Source organism: Sedimentibacter saalensis, assembly GCF_007830175.1.
Taxonomy (GTDB): domain Bacteria; phylum Bacillota; class Clostridia; order Tissierellales; family Sedimentibacteraceae; genus Sedimentibacter; species Sedimentibacter saalensis.
Genome location: NZ_VLKH01000007.1, coordinates 1 through 15,202 on the forward strand (window position 1 = coordinate 1; position 15,202 = coordinate 15,202).

At 36.7% G+C, this 15,202-nt stretch carries 18 protein-coding genes; 10 read left to right on the forward strand and 8 right to left on the reverse strand.

Going from position 1 to position 15,202, the window contains the following annotated elements:
• Window positions 1-89: 89 nt before the first annotated feature.
• Window positions 90-983 (reverse strand): DUF2156 domain-containing protein, encoded by an 894-nt coding sequence (locus tag LY60_RS11930; RefSeq protein WP_145084023.1) that lies wholly within the window; start codon window positions 981-983, stop codon window positions 90-92.
• Between the two features lie 217 nt (window positions 984-1,200).
• Here LY60_RS11930 and LY60_RS11935 point away from each other — a divergent pair, with 217 nt between their 5' ends.
• The 6 genes from LY60_RS11935 (at window position 1,201) to LY60_RS11960 (ending at window position 5,042) form a co-directional block, all read left to right on the forward strand.
• A complete protein-coding gene (locus tag LY60_RS11935) occupies window positions 1,201-1,614 on the forward strand; it encodes an arsenate reductase/protein-tyrosine-phosphatase family protein (RefSeq protein ID WP_145084026.1) in 414 nt (137 codons plus the stop codon).
• A 122-nt stretch (window positions 1,615-1,736) separates the two neighbouring features.
• A complete protein-coding gene (gene arsD, locus LY60_RS11940) occupies window positions 1,737-2,093 on the forward strand; it encodes an arsenite efflux transporter metallochaperone ArsD (protein WP_145084029.1) in 357 nt (118 codons plus the stop codon).
• 31 nt (window positions 2,094-2,124) lie between these two features.
• Window positions 2,125-2,472 (forward strand): ArsR/SmtB family transcription factor, encoded by a 348-nt coding sequence (locus tag LY60_RS11945; protein WP_145084032.1) that lies wholly within the window; start codon window positions 2,125-2,127, stop codon window positions 2,470-2,472.
• Window positions 2,473-2,487: 15 nt separating this feature from the next.
• Window positions 2,488-3,543 carry an ACR3 family arsenite efflux transporter gene (gene arsB, locus LY60_RS11950; protein ID WP_145084035.1) on the forward strand — a complete coding sequence of 352 codons (1,056 nt, stop codon included), beginning with the start codon at window positions 2,488-2,490 and terminating at the stop codon, window positions 3,541-3,543.
• Between the two features lie 139 nt (window positions 3,544-3,682).
• Entirely contained in the window at window positions 3,683-4,396 is a 714-nt protein-coding gene (locus tag LY60_RS11955) for a hypothetical protein (RefSeq protein WP_246145437.1), read from the forward strand.
• 85 nt (window positions 4,397-4,481) lie between these two features.
• Window positions 4,482-5,042 (forward strand): DNA-3-methyladenine glycosylase I, encoded by a 561-nt coding sequence (locus tag LY60_RS11960; RefSeq protein ID WP_145084040.1) that lies wholly within the window; start codon window positions 4,482-4,484, stop codon window positions 5,040-5,042.
• A gap of 58 nt (window positions 5,043-5,100) precedes the next feature.
• Here the strand turns inward: LY60_RS11960 and LY60_RS11965 are convergent, their stop codons facing one another.
• The 3 genes from LY60_RS11965 to LY60_RS18060 are packed head-to-tail and all read right to left on the reverse strand — an operon-like array spanning window position 5,101 to window position 5,882.
• Window positions 5,101-5,388, reverse strand: coding sequence for a spore coat protein (locus LY60_RS11965; RefSeq protein WP_246145439.1), 288 nt, complete (start codon window positions 5,386-5,388; stop codon window positions 5,101-5,103).
• The gene (locus LY60_RS11970; RefSeq protein ID WP_212633483.1) at window positions 5,385-5,615 is read right to left on the reverse strand and encodes a hypothetical protein; all 231 of its coding nucleotides are present in this window, start codon (window positions 5,613-5,615) and stop codon (window positions 5,385-5,387) included. Before LY60_RS11970 ends, LY60_RS11965 begins: the two co-directional genes overlap by 4 nt.
• Before the next feature lie 18 nt (window positions 5,616-5,633).
• Complete coding sequence (locus tag LY60_RS18060) at window positions 5,634-5,882, reverse strand: hypothetical protein (protein ID WP_170226204.1); 249 nt, start codon at window positions 5,880-5,882, stop codon at window positions 5,634-5,636.
• A gap of 139 nt (window positions 5,883-6,021) precedes the next feature.
• Here LY60_RS18060 and LY60_RS11980 point away from each other — a divergent pair, with 139 nt between their 5' ends.
• Window positions 6,022-7,206 carry an amidohydrolase gene (locus tag LY60_RS11980; protein WP_145084049.1) on the forward strand — a complete coding sequence of 395 codons (1,185 nt, stop codon included), beginning with the start codon at window positions 6,022-6,024 and terminating at the stop codon, window positions 7,204-7,206.
• A gap of 12 nt (window positions 7,207-7,218) precedes the next feature.
• On the opposite strand, the gene LY60_RS11985 is transcribed toward LY60_RS11980, so the two are convergent.
• The 4 genes from LY60_RS11985 to gdhA form a co-directional block, all read right to left on the reverse strand.
• Window positions 7,219-7,446, reverse strand: coding sequence for a MoaD/ThiS family protein (locus tag LY60_RS11985; RefSeq protein WP_145084053.1), 228 nt, complete (start codon window positions 7,444-7,446; stop codon window positions 7,219-7,221).
• Between the two features lie 4 nt (window positions 7,447-7,450).
• Window positions 7,451-9,265 carry an aldehyde ferredoxin oxidoreductase family protein gene (locus tag LY60_RS11990; RefSeq protein WP_145084056.1) on the reverse strand — a complete coding sequence of 605 codons (1,815 nt, stop codon included), beginning with the start codon at window positions 9,263-9,265 and terminating at the stop codon, window positions 7,451-7,453.
• A gap of 188 nt (window positions 9,266-9,453) precedes the next feature.
• Complete coding sequence (locus tag LY60_RS11995) at window positions 9,454-11,364, reverse strand: sigma-54-dependent Fis family transcriptional regulator (protein ID WP_145084059.1); 1,911 nt, start codon at window positions 11,362-11,364, stop codon at window positions 9,454-9,456.
• Window positions 11,365-11,473: 109 nt separating this feature from the next.
• Complete coding sequence (gene gdhA, locus LY60_RS12000) at window positions 11,474-12,808, reverse strand: NADP-specific glutamate dehydrogenase (RefSeq protein WP_145084062.1); 1,335 nt, start codon at window positions 12,806-12,808, stop codon at window positions 11,474-11,476.
• Window positions 12,809-13,189: 381 nt separating this feature from the next.
• Between gdhA and LY60_RS12005 the strand changes: the two genes are divergently transcribed.
• The 3 genes from LY60_RS12005 to LY60_RS12015 are packed head-to-tail and all read left to right on the forward strand — an operon-like array spanning window position 13,190 to window position 15,174.
• Complete coding sequence (locus tag LY60_RS12005) at window positions 13,190-13,660, forward strand: CtsR family transcriptional regulator (RefSeq protein WP_145084065.1); 471 nt, start codon at window positions 13,190-13,192, stop codon at window positions 13,658-13,660.
• Window positions 13,661-13,673: 13 nt separating this feature from the next.
• Window positions 13,674-14,177, forward strand: a complete 504-nt coding sequence (locus LY60_RS12010) for a UvrB/UvrC motif-containing protein (protein ID WP_145084068.1) — start codon at window positions 13,674-13,676, stop codon at window positions 14,175-14,177.
• Complete coding sequence (locus LY60_RS12015) at window positions 14,170-15,174, forward strand: protein arginine kinase (RefSeq protein WP_145084071.1); 1,005 nt, start codon at window positions 14,170-14,172, stop codon at window positions 15,172-15,174. Before LY60_RS12010 ends, LY60_RS12015 begins: the two co-directional genes overlap by 8 nt.
• Window positions 15,175-15,202 lie beyond the last annotated feature (28 nt).

The following is a 15,202-nucleotide window of genomic DNA, read 5'->3' on the forward strand; positions in this document are numbered from 1 at the left end:
GAGAACCTTGTGTTCTCCCGCAGATAATAAAATAATTGAATCAATAACAACGGGCGGACACGAGGTCCGCCCCTACGCACCGGTGAAGATTATTTTCTTACAACAATTCCTTTTTCAGCCATGAAAGCAGGGTAGTAGGATTCCTTTGCTTTCCTTAATCCTTCAACTCCCATGTCTTCTTCGCGGTTTACGTAAGTAAAGTTTCCTGCAAGTTCGTTTATGATGAACTGCTGATTTATCATCTGATATGCACCATCTATATGAGAAAATGCCTTTTCAAAATGTATTATAAACATGTCATCTCCGGATTGTTCGCCCAATGTTAAAGCTATAATTTTTCCTTCTAATCTGATTATGCCGCCAATCATGTTCAGTTCTTTTCTTAATTTAAGGCCTTTTATGAGCACACATATTTCATCTGCCTTGGATTTATCTTCGCAGCAGCCGTTCTGTGTACACCATTCTTTTACCATTTCAATGCATTCAGGGGTGTTTTCGTCAGTTATTTTTTCATAGGACCAGTCTATGTGCGTTTTCTTGAACTTGTTCACATGATTTTTCTTGCCGTGGTACTTCTTGCCTGAAAGATTTTTTAAATCTTCAACATTGTACACATAGTCTGCATTGTCCCTTTGATAAGAAATTTCAAACATTCCGGGATAAAGATTTTCTATTTCTTCAAACATGGAAGGGTCTACAACATTCAATTTGAACTCCTTGTCATGTTTTTTGCAGTAATCAAACAACCATTCAAATGATTGCTTTAAATCACCTTTTCCTGTAGGAAATGTGAAATATTCATTGTTGCCTTCGACAAACTTTATAAAAAGATTATCTCCTGCAACTGCAAACTGAGTGTTATATACATCTGACCATAATATGAGATTGCCTATGCTTAAGTCGCATGCTCTATACTTTCTTAAGCTCAGATGTTCAGTCAGTATATTTTTATCTTCTATAGTAATTTTCTTAAATTGTTCCATAAATACCTCTTTTGTTTTTTATTGCTCAAGCTATGTATATTATACCATCTTTTAAGAATAGCATTAAACATAGATTGTTGTCAATGTGATAAATAAAAATTTAATGATGATAAGTAGTATTTACAAAAAATTTACACTTTACTTACAAATTTCATATCGACATATGAGCATATGCTGATATAATATAATAAAAGAAGATAAAAATCAAGGAGGATATATGAACAATAAACCGAAAGTAGCATTTATCTGTGTGCACAACTCATGTAGAAGCCAAATGGCTGAAGCACTTGGAAAGCATTTTGCAGGAGATGTCTTTGAAAGCTATTCAGCAGGAACTGAAACTAAACCTCAAATAAATCAGGATGCAGTAAGACTGATTAAAAAGATTTACAATATAGATATGGAACAAACTCAATATTCTAAATTGATAACTGAGCTTCCTGAAATTGATATAACAATAAAAATGGGATGTAATGTAATATGTCCATTTGTTGACAGCAAGTACGAGGAAGACTGGGGCCTAGATGATCCAACCGGAAAAAGCGATGAGGAATTTGAAAAAATAATAGAAGAAATTGAAAAGAAGATTAAAGACCTTGCTCATAAAATTTCAAATGAAAAACTGTATTAATTGATGTTGGTTTTCATATTTATTATAGGATAATAATGTTGCCAGCATTACTAATGTTTTTTTAAAACCAGAGCGTATGAATATATACTCATATGCTAATTGATTAACATATAGGAGGAAAAATGAAGAAGATTCAGATATTTGAGCCAGCAATGTGCTGTCCTACTGGACTTTGCGGGGTGGGAATAGACCCGGAGCTCTTGAGAATGTCAACCATGCTGAACAATTTAAAAAAGAATGGTGTGGAAATAGAAAGATTTAATCTGACAAGTTCGCCCATGGAATTTATAAACAACAAGACTGTAAACAAATACATCAATGAAAATGGAGTCGATGTCCTGCCTGTTACAGTTGTGGACGGTGAAATTTCTGTTTCTGGAAGATATCCTACAAATGAGGAAATTGTAAGATATCTTGGGATTTCTGTAAGCACAATAGACTCACAGCCAAAAGTTGCAAAGGTAAGACGCGGCAGGTAAGGTGGAAACTAACAATGAAGGGGGCAATAAGTTGATAGAAATATTAAAAGCATTAGCAGATGAAACAAGGCTGCGAATTTTAGCTCAGATTATAAAAAACGAAATGTGTGTGTGTGAAATTGAAGAGTGCCTTCAGCTTACTCAGTCCAATGCTTCAAGGCATCTCACTGTTCTCAGGAGAGCAGGGATCCTGGAAAGCTACAAAAATGCACAGTGGACATATTACAAAATAAGCAAGGAATTTATAAGTGAAAACAAGGAATTATATGATTATATTATTAAAAAAATCAAACAACTTCCTTGTTATGAAACTGACTGCGCAAATTTTGACAGTTGCAGAAACCAGGACTTATGCATTCAAAATATAAATTTAAAATAAAATTGGAGGAGTATTATGGGTAGTGAAAATTCATCAGGAATAGGATTTTTCCAAAAATATTTATCGCTTTGGGTAGCGCTGTGCATGGTTGTTGGAGTTCTAATTGGCAGGTTTATGCCGGCTTTGCCTGCATTTTTAAACAAGTTTGAATATGCAAAAATATCAATACCAATGGCTGTGCTCATTTGGGTAATGATTTATCCAATGATGATGAAGGTTGATTTCCAGAGCCTGAAAAACATCAGAAACAATCCCAAGGGTTTGTATATAACATGGGCAACTAACTGGCTTATTAAACCATTCACCATGTATGCAATTGCATCATTTTTCTTTTATGTGGTTTTTAAAAATTTCATTGCTCCGGATTTAGCAAAGGAATATCTTGCAGGTGCAATACTTCTGGGTGCTGCTCCTTGTACAGCTATGGTATTTGTATGGAGTACACTGACAAAGGGTAACCCTGCATACACAGTGGTACAGGTTGCAACGAATGATCTTATTATTCTTGCAGCGTTTGTGCCCATTGTAAAGTTTTTGCTTGGAGTAAGCAATGTAAGAGTACCTCTTGAAACTTTGATATTGTCTGTTGTGTTGTTTGTTGTAATACCTCTTGCCGGAGGAATACTTACAAGAATTAATGTAATAAAGAAAAATGGCATTGAATACTTTGAAAATCAGTTCCTGTCCAAATTTGACAATGCAACAACTGTAGGACTGCTTCTTACATTAGTTCTGATATTCTCGTTCCAGAGTGAAGTAATACTTAACAATCCTCTGCACATTGCTTTAATAGCAGTGCCTTTGACGCTGCAGACATTTTTGATTTTCTTCATTGCATATCTGGCATGCAAATCATTTAAGCTCCCTTATGACATTGCTGCTCCTGCAGGAATGATAGGTGCATCGAACTTCTTCGAACTTGCAGTAGCTGTTGCAATTGCGCTCTTTGGTCCTACATCTCCGGCAGCTCTTGCAACAACCGTAGGAGTTTTAACAGAAGTTCCAACAATGTTGTTGCTTGTTAAGATAGCAAACAATACAAAAAGCTGGTTTCCGGCAAGTAAACTATAAACAAAGCCTTCCTGGAGACAGGAAGGTTTTATATTAGCTCCATAAAAGTTATGAAATAATTAATATATACGTATTTCTCCATTAAATCTACACATAAATAATATATATTGTGTTTAACTTAGTTTTAAAGGAGATAATGATGAAAATTAAAAAGATAATAATAATAGCTTCATTGGCAGCAATGGTTTTGGCAGCATCAGGATGCCAAAGATCAAAGACGGGAGATGAAACTTCTGACAATGCTTTGAAATCATTCAGTGCCATACTTAAAGCATATCCAAGCCAAAAGGGATATCATGAAGCATTAAATCACTGGGGATTTGCTCTTCCGACAGGTGAAAAGTTTGAATGGTCCAGCGACATGTCAGCAAACAAGGCGGATTTTGCAGTTGTAATGCTTGCGGATCCATTGGTTGAGGCAGGACTTGACATTGAAAAGCTTGACAAAAATGAGTGGCTGTATGAACCGGCAGGAAAAGATGATATGGGAGAAAATCTTCCAAATCGTTTAATAAAGCCGTACAATGTAAGCGACACCAAGGTTAAGACAGATGGTTCAGAAGATTCAATGATGAAAATTTTAAAAGAAGACACAAGTCTTATAAAATATCATGAAGACCAAAAACATTACAGACTTCTGTTGGGAGACGGCAATGAGGTTCAATGGACTGAAGAGCTTGGTATCAACGATGCAGACATGATATTTGTAATTAAAGCACAGCCTTTAATAGATGCAGGACTTGACATTAACAAACTTGAAGGAAGCGGATGGACATTCAGGGAAGCAAACAGCGACTCTGGCATGGGAGAAAATCCGGACCAGTTGGTTAAAATATTTGACATACAGGAATAAAAAGACGGAATATTTCCGCCTTTTTTGTTGCAAGTATGGAGACTTTGGTGTATTTTTTAATTACAAAGATAAAAGGGGTGTTAAGATGAACAGATGCGATTGGTGCGGCGACAATGAGCTGTATGTAAAATATCACGATGAAGAATGGGGAGTTCCTGTACATGATGACAGGAAACATTTTGAGTTTCTTGTGCTTGAATCGGCACAGGCAGGCCTTAACTGGCTCACCATATTGAAAAAAAGAGAAAATTACCGCAAGGCATATGACGGATTTGATTATATGAAAGTAGCACAATATGACGAAAACAAAATCGAAGAACTCATGCAGGACAAGGGAATAATAAGGAACAGGCTGAAAATTAATGCTTCTATTAACAATGCCAAATGTTTTATAGAAATTCAAAAGGAATTCGGAAGTTTTGACAATTACATATGGGGCTTTACAGGCAATAAGCCTTTGGTGAACCACTGGCAGGATATTTCTCAGGTTCCTGCATCCTCCAGCCTTTCGGATAAGGTAAGCCTGGATTTGAAAAAAAGGGGATTTAAGTTTCTCGGAACAATAATTGTGTATTCCCATTTACAGGCAACAGGTGTTATCAATGACCATATAACAACATGCTTCAGACATGGTAGCGTTCTTTGATAAATGCTCGAGAAAAGTAACAAAAGGGCATTCGCTGCTATAGCGAATGCCCTTAATGTTACATTATTGCAGTTCTTGCATCCTGCATATCAGTCTGCATTTGCTGCATTGGAGATGCATATGCCTGATACCAGCCTTTATTTAAAGCAATATCAGATAGTCTGTGATGGCTTACAACACAGTTGTTCAGCTGTGCCCCGAGCATTTGCCTAAGCTGAGGATTTGTGGTTTCGGCAAGAGCCATTGTGAGTCCTGTCAATCCGAACTTGGAATCCTTCAGCATGTCAAATGCTATGTCCTTGTCACTTAAGCTCATATTGTTTCCCATTAAATCCATTAAACTCATCTCATACCTCCGTTGTTCATAGCTGAGCCTGAAGCAATAAATTGCTGCAACTGCTCAATGCTTCTTTGTTTAGAATTCATTGCTTCATTCATAAACTGTTTTAGTTCATTGTCCTGAACAATGGACATATTGGCCTGTAGTTTTTTTAAACAAGTGAGTTCTGATCTTAATAGTTCATGAACTTCAAGAGTTTCATGAGGGGCTAGCGTATTGTTTTGTAAATTCATCATATCTCTCCTGCTTGATTATCTTCTGTTGTCATTGTTGTTGTTGTTGTTATTGTTATTGCTGTTGTTTCTTAAATCATTGTTTCTGTTGTTATCATTGTTTTTGTTGTTTCTCAAATCATTGTTATTGTTGATGTTTCTTAAATCATTGTTGTTGTTTTTGTTTCTTAAATCGTTGTTGTTCTTGTTTCTTAAGTCATTGTTATTGTTGTTTCTTTCGTTGTTTCTGTTGTTATTATTGTTGTTGTTGTTTCTGTTATTATCCATTCTGTTTCACCTCCTGAGAAAAGTATTTACAAAAATTTTTTAACTATGCAATATAAATAACAATATTGTTTCTAAAATTAAGGAATAAAATCATGTCTTTTCAAAATAATAAAAGCACGACAAAAATTTTGAGGTAAACATGCTGCTCATAAAAAACGGTACAGTTTTAACCATGGCCGGAGTGACTTATAAATCCGGCTGTGTATTGGTTAATGAACATAAAATATTAATTGTTGCAGAAAAAATTGATGAAAGTAAGTACAACATCACAAAGACTATAGATGCAGAAGGATTTTGGGTAATGCCTGGAATTATAGATGCCCACTGCCACATAGGAATAACAGAAGAAAAGAAAGGTTTTGAAGGAGATGACTGCAATGAAATGACAGAACCAATCACTCCATACATAAGAGCCATCGATGGCATAAATCCCATGGACTCAGCTTTTCACAATGCAGTGTGTTCCGGAATTACATCAGTGATGGTTGGACCGGGGAGTTCGAATGTTGTGGGCGGGCAGTTTGCATTCATAAAAACAAACGGAAGGTCAATTGATCAGATGATTGTGCTTGCACCGGCTGCAATGAAAATTGCCTTTGGTGAAAATCCAAAAACAAACTATAATGATATGGAAAAAATGCCGACAACAAGAATGTCCATAGCTGGAATGCTCAGGGAAGAAATATTTAAGGCTGTACAGTATAAAAAAGAAAAAGACAAAAAAGGTGAAGATTTTGAGCCTGATTTTAAAAAAGAGTGTTGGCTGCCTGTTCTAAAGGGAGAAATACCTCTTAAGGCACATGTTCACAGAACTGACGACATACTCACAGCCATAAGAATAGCGAAGGAGTTTAAATTGAAGCTTACACTGGACCACTGCACAGAAGGACATCTTATTGCAGATGAAATTAAACAATCAGGTTTTCCTGCAATAGTGGGACCTTCACTTGCATCAAGGAATAAAATTGAAGTACAGAACATGGATTTTAAAACGGCAGGAATTCTTAGCAAAAAAGGAATAAAGGTTGCTGTAACAACGGACCATCCTGTAACAAGGATTCAGTATCTTCCCGTGTGTGCAGGATTTGCAGCAAAGGAAGGACTCGGAATAGAAGAAGGGTTAAAGGCTATAACAATCAATGCAGCTGAAATATGCAACGTTTCTGACAGAGTGGGGAGCCTGAAGGAAGGAAAGGATGCTGACATAGCCATTTTTGACGGAAATCCCATGGAAACATTCACAAATACCATGTATACGCTCATAAATGGCGAAATTATATATGACCGCAAAAAAGATATGGAACAACAAAAAACGGAAGAATAATCTTCCGTTTTTTTAACCGCCTCCAACAGGGGGGAATATTGACAGATAATCCCCACATGAAGGCACTACATCCATTTTAGAACTTATGCCGTTTTTTAAAAGTATGGCGACTTCTTTTTCTTCAATTTTAAGGTCATGGAGAATTTCCCTTATTTTTTTTCCTTCCTTGCATTCCATTTCAATAATCTTGCCTCTTCCTTCACGAAGTGTTGCAAAAAGCTTTACTGTGATTTTTTTCATAAAGTTATTTAAATGCTTCCAACCCAAGAAGCGTTAATTTTTCTTCTGTTGGAATTCCTTTTTCAGTCCATCCTCTTGCTTTGTAATATTCAGGAAGAGTTACGCTTAATTTGTTTACATGGCCTGTGGATGGTCCTGATGAAATTGGCTCTTCCAGCAATCTCTTTGGAAGAGTGTCTTCGGAAGGATCGATGCCTGCCTTTAAGTTGTACAATCTTTCAAGGTTCCAGATTCTGTCTCCTATTTCAACAAAATCATTTCCGGTAAGTTTTGTTCCGCATATTGAATTGTACAAATCTGCATAGTCGTCTGCTCCCATGGCAAATGAAGTGAAGAGGCAAAGTCCCACAGCATCGATGCTTGCTGTAAAGTCCTGGAATATTTTGGTCCATTCAGCCTTTCCGTCAGTTGCAAATCTATCCAGTTCCTGAGGAAGATTCAAAATTTCTGGTGATATCATGTAGCCTCTTACGTGGCAGCCACCTCTGTTTGATGTAGCATAGTTAAGTCCTATTCCCTGGATACCTCTTGGGTCGTATGCAGGCATTTCCTGTTTCTTTACGCTCATGGATAATTCGGGAACACCATAGCTTTCACACAATCTGTAAGAACCTTCTGCCATTTTTGCACCAAGTCCTTTTGCCTGGCCCATAAGCTTTGTCCATTCCACAACAGCCTCGGCATTTCCCCATACTAACTCAGGAGCACCTTCAAGGTCTTCTTTCTTTATATATCCCTTTTGATATAGTTCCATTGCTGCAGCAATGGTTGTGGAAGCTGAAATTGTATCCAGCCCGTATTCATTGCACCAGTAATTTGCCTTTATTATTGCGCTAAGGTCTGATACTCCGCAGTTTGATCCAAAACCCCAGATAGTTTCATACTCAGGGCCTGAACCTTCAATTCCGTCTGTTTCGCAATATCTTCCGCAGCCAATAGGACATCTGAAACAAGGATCTTTTTTCTTCAGGAATTTTTCTGCAAGAGTTTCTCCGCTTATATCATCTGCCTTGTCAAAATAAGACTCCTGGAAATTATTTGTTGGCAAAACTCCGTTTTCATTTATGATGTTAACAAGAACTGCCGAACCGTATGTGGGAAGACCCTGGCCTGTTACACCGTTTTCCCTGATTTTAGCCATTGATTTTGAAAATGCTTCTTTCAGCATTGCAGCATCATTTACATTAACTTTGCCTGTTCCTCTCACTACAATGGCTTTGAGGTTTTTAGAACCCATTACAGCTCCTACACCTGATCTTCCGGCTGCACGGCCTCTGTCGTTTATTATGCCGGATATTTTTGAAAGATTTTCTCCTGCAGGACCTATTGTTGCAACACGTACTTTTTCGCCGTGAGCTTCTTCAAATGCTGCTGTTGTTTCTCCTGCGGTCTTGCCCCACACAAATGAAGCATCGTTTATTTCAACTGAATCGTCTGAAATGTTTAAGTATACCGGTTTTTCGGATTTTCCCTCTATGATGACAACATCATAGCCGGCAAATTTAAGTTCTGCTCCCCAATATCCGCCAGAGTTGGAACATGCTACTGTGCCTGTAAGGGGAGATTTTGTTATAACCATGTATCTTCCGCCTGTAGGAGTGCTTGTACCAGTCAATGGTCCTGTTGCAAATATCAATTTATTTTCTGAACTCAGTGCGTCTGTTTTCGGATCAACTTCATCCATTAAAATTTTAGTTCCTAAACCTCTTCCGCCTATAAACTTCAAAGCATCGTCAAGATTTAATTCTTCTTTTTTAATTGTCTTTTCTGTTAAATTTACTCTTAGGATTGTTCCTTGATAGCCAAAATAATTTTGCATATGGTACCTCCATAAATGTATTTCTTCTATATATGCAATTCTTGTTCCAATTATTAAGGCTTGGAAATCCATGGTTTTCCAACGTTTAAAAAGATAGATAATTTAATGTACTAATATGGCGCAAATTATGGCAAATTCTGTTGTTCCATAATGGAGCTGTGTTCCTAAGTGGAACACAGCTCCAAAAATTAACATTCAATTTCGAATTCTTTTAACTTCCTGTAGAGTGTATTTCTTCCTATTCCCAAGACTGAAGCTGCCTGGGTGATATTATGTCCGGTTGATTCCAGCACATTAACAATGTGTTCCTTTTCCATCTCTTTGAGGCTTAAGACACTTGAGACATTTGCTGCTGATTTAATTTTAATTGATTTATTTGAACTTTCTTCAAAATTCAGCACGTGTATGTCCGGTACCATCTCTGTGTTTACTGCAAGCTCAACATAGTTTTCCAGTTCTCTTACGTTTCCCGGCCAATTGTATTCCACAAGTTTTTCGATGTACTCAAGTGGTATATGAACTTTTTTCTTGTTGAGTTTTTTGCTTATTCTATCCATGAAGTAATCTAATAGAAGCTTTATGTCTCCCTTTCTTTCACAAAGGCTTGGGAGGCGCAGGGGAAGAACATTAAGCCTGTAGAACAGGTCTTTTCTGAATGTTCCGTTTTCAACTTCTTGTTTTAAATTTTTGTTTGTAGCTGCAATTACTCTTACGTCCACAACCCTTTCATGAGAGCTTCCGATTCTGGAGACAGTTCCTTCTTCTATTACTCTTAATAGTCTTGTCTGCAAATCCAGAGGCATTTCACCGATTTCATCAAGAAATATTGTTCCGCCATCTGCTATTTCAAATTTTCCGGGATTTCCGCCAGCCTTGGCGCCCGTAAATGATCCTTGTTCATATCCAAAGAGCTCGGATTCTATGAGGTTTCTTGGAATGGCACCGCAGTTTAAGGCCACAAAGCTTCCGTTTGACCTTTCAGAATAGTTGTGTATGGACTGTGCAAAAAGTTCCTTGCCGGTTCCGCTTTCTCCCATTATTAGTATGTTTGACCTGCTGTCTGAAATTTTCTTTGCAAAGTTTATTACCTGAAGGAAATTTGCATCCTTGCCTACTATTTTGTCAAATGTGTAAATAGCATGTCTTCCCATTATGCTGTCTATTGATTTTCTTTGCTTTTTAACTTCATCAAACACCAATATGACGTTTGTTGCTTCATTGTTTTGATTCTTAACCGGATATACAGTTAAGTTAAGCTGCAGGATATTTCTTTTGGAAATTACATCCACATCTTTTTTGAAAGGGGAGGAATCTTCTTTTATTGATTTATATACTGAGTTCCAGTCCTTAAGTATGTTACTTGTTTTCATATGAAGGAGTTCATCATTGCTGCAGCCGAAAAGCTCGCTGGCAAATGAATTGGCAGATAGTATGAAGCCCTGCATATCTGCAGTAATAAATCCCTTCAATATGGAATCCAGAATAAGTTTCTGCTGTTTTTTTTCTGTTAAAAGCTTACTTCTCAGTTTGTTGTTCATGAGCTGATTTTCAATTGCCCTAGCCCCGGCAACTACCATGCCGAGGGTGTGTGAATGCACCTGCTCGCTATAGCCAGTCAGGTCAAGCGTTCCGATTATTTTTCCTGACTCATCCTTTATAGGACATCCTGAGCATGTCCAGCGATGATATGCGCTTATGAAATGCTCCTCTGCTGATACCTGAATGGGATTGTTTTCTGTAATACAAGTTCCCATGGCATTTGTTCCGATATTTTCTTCATCCATGTATGCACCTGGTATCATTTTAAAGCGAAAGGCTTCTGACAATATTTCCTCATCACCAATTACATTGAGGATGCAGCCTTCTTTGTCTGTAAGAATTGAGAAGAAATTCGAACCCTTTACGAAATCATATATTTTATTCATTATAGGAGCTGCTGCAAGCACAAGTTCCCGGTTTTCTTCCATCTTTTCAAACAATTCTTTTTCATCAAGTATTTTGTTCGAATATATCTGATTGTAATTAATGTTGTACATTTTACATCTTTCATGAGATATTCTGATAAATTCCTTGTGTCGTACAGAACCTTTTTCGACCATAGTGCCTCCTTGAATAAAGTTATTATAATAAAAAACATTATACTATAAATTGCTTAACATTACATAAAAAAATAAAAAAACTGCCAAAAAGGCAGTTCCTTCTATATTATTATACAGCTCCAAATGCAATCATTGCATTTGCTACTTTTGTGAAGCCTGCAATATTTGCACCCATCACATAGTTTCCTGGCTGGCCGTATTCATTGGCAGCTTTGCTGCTTTCATCATATATATTTTTCATAATGTCTTTAAGAATGTTGTCGACTTTTTCAAATGTCCATGACATTCTTGAGCTGTTTTGAGCCATTTCCAGAGCTGAAGTAGCAACCCCTCCAGCATTGGCCGCCTTTGCAGGCGCAAGAAGAATATTTTTTGAAATCAAAAGATTTATTGCTTCATTTGTTGTTGGCATGTTTGCACCTTCACCAACAGCAATACATCCGTTTGATATAAGAGTTTCGGCTGTCTTTAAATCAATGTCGTTTTGCATAGCACAGGGAAGAGCAATGTCACACTGCAGATCCCAAATTCTTTTGTTTTCCACGTATTCTGCTTCAGGGTAGAAGTTTACATACTCGCTGATTCTTTTTCTTTCTATTTCTTTTATTCTATGGATTGTATCAAAATCAATTCCGTTTTTGTCATATACATATCCGTTGGAATCACTCATGGCTATTACTGTTGCACCAAGCTCAATAGCTTTTTTGCATGAATAAAGTGCAACATTTCCTGAACCGGATATAACAACTTTTTTTCCAACAATAGAGTGACCGTGATTTTTGAGCATTTCATTTACAAAATACAAGAGTCCGAAACCAGTTGCTTCTTTTCGTGCAAGAGAACCTCCGTAGCTTAATCCTTTGCCTGTGAGTGTTCCTGCTTCAAATGAATTAGATATTCTTTTGTACTGTCCGTAAAGGTATCCGATTTCTCTTTCTCCAACACCCAAGTCTCCTGCAGGGATGTCTATATGCTGTCCAATATGTCTGTAAAGTTCTGTCATAAAGCTCTGACAGAAACTCATGATTTCAAGGTCGGATTTTCCTTTTGGATTAAAATCGGAACCGCCTTTTGCTCCTCCAATTGATAATCCAGTAAGTGCATTTTTAAAAGTTTGTTCAAAGGCAAGAAACTTTACCACACTTAAGTTAACAGAAGGGTGGAATCGTAATCCTCCCTTGTATGGACCAATGGCACTGTTTAGCTGTACCCTGAAGCCTCTGTTTATTTGAAGTTCACCGGATGCATCTACCCATGGTACTCTGAACATAATTTGTCGTTCAGGTTCTACGAGACGTTCCACAACTTTTGCCTTGACAATTTGGGGGTTGCTTTTTAAAACTGGCTCAATGCTTGTAAGAATTTCCTCGATTGCCTGGTGAAATTCTGGTTCATTTGGATTTTTTTGCTTAACATCATCAATTATTTTCTGTAAATAAGTCATATTCTCTCCTAAATATTAATAATTTTTAATAAATAAATTAAAAGTTTAAATTTCTTAATAAATATTTTTTATAATATACAACGAAAAAAGAAGTTCGTCAATTTAATTTCTTAAATATTACGCAAAAGTAATAATTAAATAGTCAAAAGACAAGTCTTTAATAAGTAAAACAGAAAAATTTAAAATTAAAATAATGATAAAATGCGTTATTAATAGAAATAATGCGCGATTATAAAGTTTAAAATGAAAATATAATAATTATTAGCTAAATTAGCCAATAATAATAAAAAACAGCATTTGAGAAATAATATATTTTGATTTAATATTAGTGAAAGGTCAAAGAAAGTCAAAGTTAATATCAGATTTTAAGGAAGTGAGAAAATGTCTAATTTAAGCGATATTATTGAAGGCTTCATAAAGGAACTAATGGAAGCCAACAATCAAAGGGCAGTGGAAATACAAAGAAACATTTTGGCTCAACAGTTTGATTGTTCTCCTTCACAGATAAACTATGTGCTCACAACCCGGTTTAACAACGACAGGGGATATATTGTTGAAAGCAGAAGAGGCGGAGGCGGCTATATAAGAATTTTCAAGGTTCGCTCATCCATAGAAGAAGATCTTCAGAACCTACTGAATGAAAGCATAGGAGACAGCGTAACATTGAACAAGGCGCTGGATTTAATTTATGCATTGCTTGAAAGAGGTATAATAAACATCAGAGAACAAAAAATTATGCAAAGCACCATAAGTGACAGAGCTTTGAACAGTGTTTCATATGATGAAAGAAATAAATTGAGAGCTGATTTGCTGAAAGAAATGATTCTTGCATCAGCAGAAAATAACATATAACAGGAGGGGTAGTATGCTTTGCGATGAATGCGGCAAAAACGAAGCCAAGGTCCATGTGACCCATATATTAAATGGAAAAAAATCTGAAAATCATTTGTGCGAGGAATGTGCTAAAAAGAATCAGACAATTTTAAATTCAAATTTTTCGATGGAAAATTTATTTTCCGCAATGCTCAACAATGCCATGAACACTACGCCATATTTGCCTGCTAAGGGCTGCGACATGTGTGGCATGACGTATGAGGAATTCAAACAGACAGGAAAGTTCGGATGCAGCCACTGCATAGATACATTCAAGCCAAGGCTTATGCCAGTAGTAAAAAACATACAGGGTCATGAGCTGCACAGGGGCAAGATTCCAAGAAGAGCAGGGGGAATTTACAAGGTTCAAAAGGATATTGAGAAATTAAAAGATGAGCTGAAATCTGCAATTGAGCAGGAAGAATATGAAACAGCAGCAAAATTAAGAGATAAAATAAGAAGCATGGAATCAAACATGAAGAAGGGAGATGAGTAATTTGGAAAATAGCGGAATAGTCCTCACAAGTCGTATAAGACTTGCAAGAAATTTAAAAAATTACAAATTTCCTTTGAAAATGACTGGGGAAGAATCAAACAATGTAGTTGAAGAAGTAAAAAATGCAGTAGACAGACAAAATTTAAATTACAAGCTCACATACATGAGGGATTTGTCGGATGTTGAGAAAAGCGTGATGGTTGAAAAACATCTCATAAGTCCTGCTCTTGCGGAAAAGAAAGAAACAGGAGCATTTCTCTTAAGCAATGACGAAAAAGTATCAATAATGATCAATGAGGAAGACCACATAAGAATTCAGACGCTGGGAACAGGCATGTCTCTTAAGGAATGCTGGGAATTAAGCAACAAAATAGATGATGTTCTGGAAGAAGAAGTTGATTATGCATTTGACAGAGAGCTGGGATATGTGACAGCCTGCCCCACAAACATAGGCACTGGAATGAGAGCTTCTGTCATGGTTCATCTTCCTGCATTGTCCATTACAAATCAAATTGAAAAACTATTAATAGGTATTTCCCAGCTTGGGGTTGCTGTAAGAGGAGTTTACGGCGAAGGGACAAAATCCATGGGTCATCTTTACCAAATTTCCAACCAGGGAACATTGGGAGCAAGCGAAGAAACCTTGATAGATAAAATTTCTCAAATTGTTGCCCAGATAGTTGAAAAGGAAGAAAGAATGAGAGCTCATCTCAAGAAAAACAATTTGTACGAAATTGAAGACGATTGTTACAGAGCGTACGGACTCCTTACAAATGCAAGAAGAATGTCTACGGAGGAAGCCATGAAGCTTTTGTCACTGCTTAAGCTTGGTAAGGAAATGGAAATAATAGACAAGGCAAAAGACAAGGACATTTACAGATTAATGGTAAAAATTCAGCCAAACAATATTTTGTCTTCAACAGACACTGAACTTACAACAAAAGAAAGAGATAAAATGAGAGCTGAAATAATAAGAAATGAATTATTAGAAAATTAAGGTCAATAATAAATAATATCAGAAAAGG

Excerpts from the sequence above, each read along its gene's own strand:
- LY60_RS12005 (WP_145084065.1), top strand. The coding sequence starts at position 13,190 with ATGTCTAATTTAAGCGATATTATTGAAGGCTTCATAAAGGAACTAATG.
- LY60_RS11985 (WP_145084053.1), bottom strand. The coding sequence starts at position 7,446 with ATGAAAAAAATCACAGTAAAGCTTTTTGCAACACTTCGTGAAGGAAGA.
- LY60_RS11965 (WP_246145439.1), bottom strand. The coding sequence starts at position 5,388 with ATGAGTTTAATGGATTTAATGGGAAACAATATGAGCTTAAGTGACAAG.
- LY60_RS12010 (WP_145084068.1), top strand. The coding sequence starts at position 13,674 with ATGCTTTGCGATGAATGCGGCAAAAACGAAGCCAAGGTCCATGTGACC.
- LY60_RS11990 (WP_145084056.1), bottom strand. The coding sequence starts at position 9,265 with ATGCAAAATTATTTTGGCTATCAAGGAACAATCCTAAGAGTAAATTTA.
- LY60_RS11935 (WP_145084026.1), top strand. The coding sequence starts at position 1,201 with ATGAACAATAAACCGAAAGTAGCATTTATCTGTGTGCACAACTCATGT.
- LY60_RS11960 (WP_145084040.1), top strand. The coding sequence starts at position 4,482 with ATGAACAGATGCGATTGGTGCGGCGACAATGAGCTGTATGTAAAATAT.
- arsD (WP_145084029.1), top strand. The coding sequence starts at position 1,737 with ATGAAGAAGATTCAGATATTTGAGCCAGCAATGTGCTGTCCTACTGGA.
- LY60_RS11980 (WP_145084049.1), top strand. The coding sequence starts at position 6,022 with ATGCTGCTCATAAAAAACGGTACAGTTTTAACCATGGCCGGAGTGACT.
- LY60_RS11930 (WP_145084023.1), bottom strand. The coding sequence starts at position 983 with ATGGAACAATTTAAGAAAATTACTATAGAAGATAAAAATATACTGACT.
- arsB (WP_145084035.1), top strand. The coding sequence starts at position 2,488 with ATGGGTAGTGAAAATTCATCAGGAATAGGATTTTTCCAAAAATATTTA.
- LY60_RS11995 (WP_145084059.1), bottom strand. The coding sequence starts at position 11,364 with ATGGTCGAAAAAGGTTCTGTACGACACAAGGAATTTATCAGAATATCT.
- LY60_RS18060 (WP_170226204.1), bottom strand. The coding sequence starts at position 5,882 with ATGGATAATAACAGAAACAACAACAACAATAATAACAACAGAAACAAC.
- LY60_RS11970 (WP_212633483.1), bottom strand. The coding sequence starts at position 5,615 with ATGAATTTACAAAACAATACGCTAGCCCCTCATGAAACTCTTGAAGTT.
- LY60_RS12015 (WP_145084071.1), top strand. The coding sequence starts at position 14,170 with ATGAGTAATTTGGAAAATAGCGGAATAGTCCTCACAAGTCGTATAAGA.
- LY60_RS11955 (WP_246145437.1), top strand. The coding sequence starts at position 3,683 with ATGAAAATTAAAAAGATAATAATAATAGCTTCATTGGCAGCAATGGTT.
- gdhA (WP_145084062.1), bottom strand. The coding sequence starts at position 12,808 with ATGACTTATTTACAGAAAATAATTGATGATGTTAAGCAAAAAAATCCA.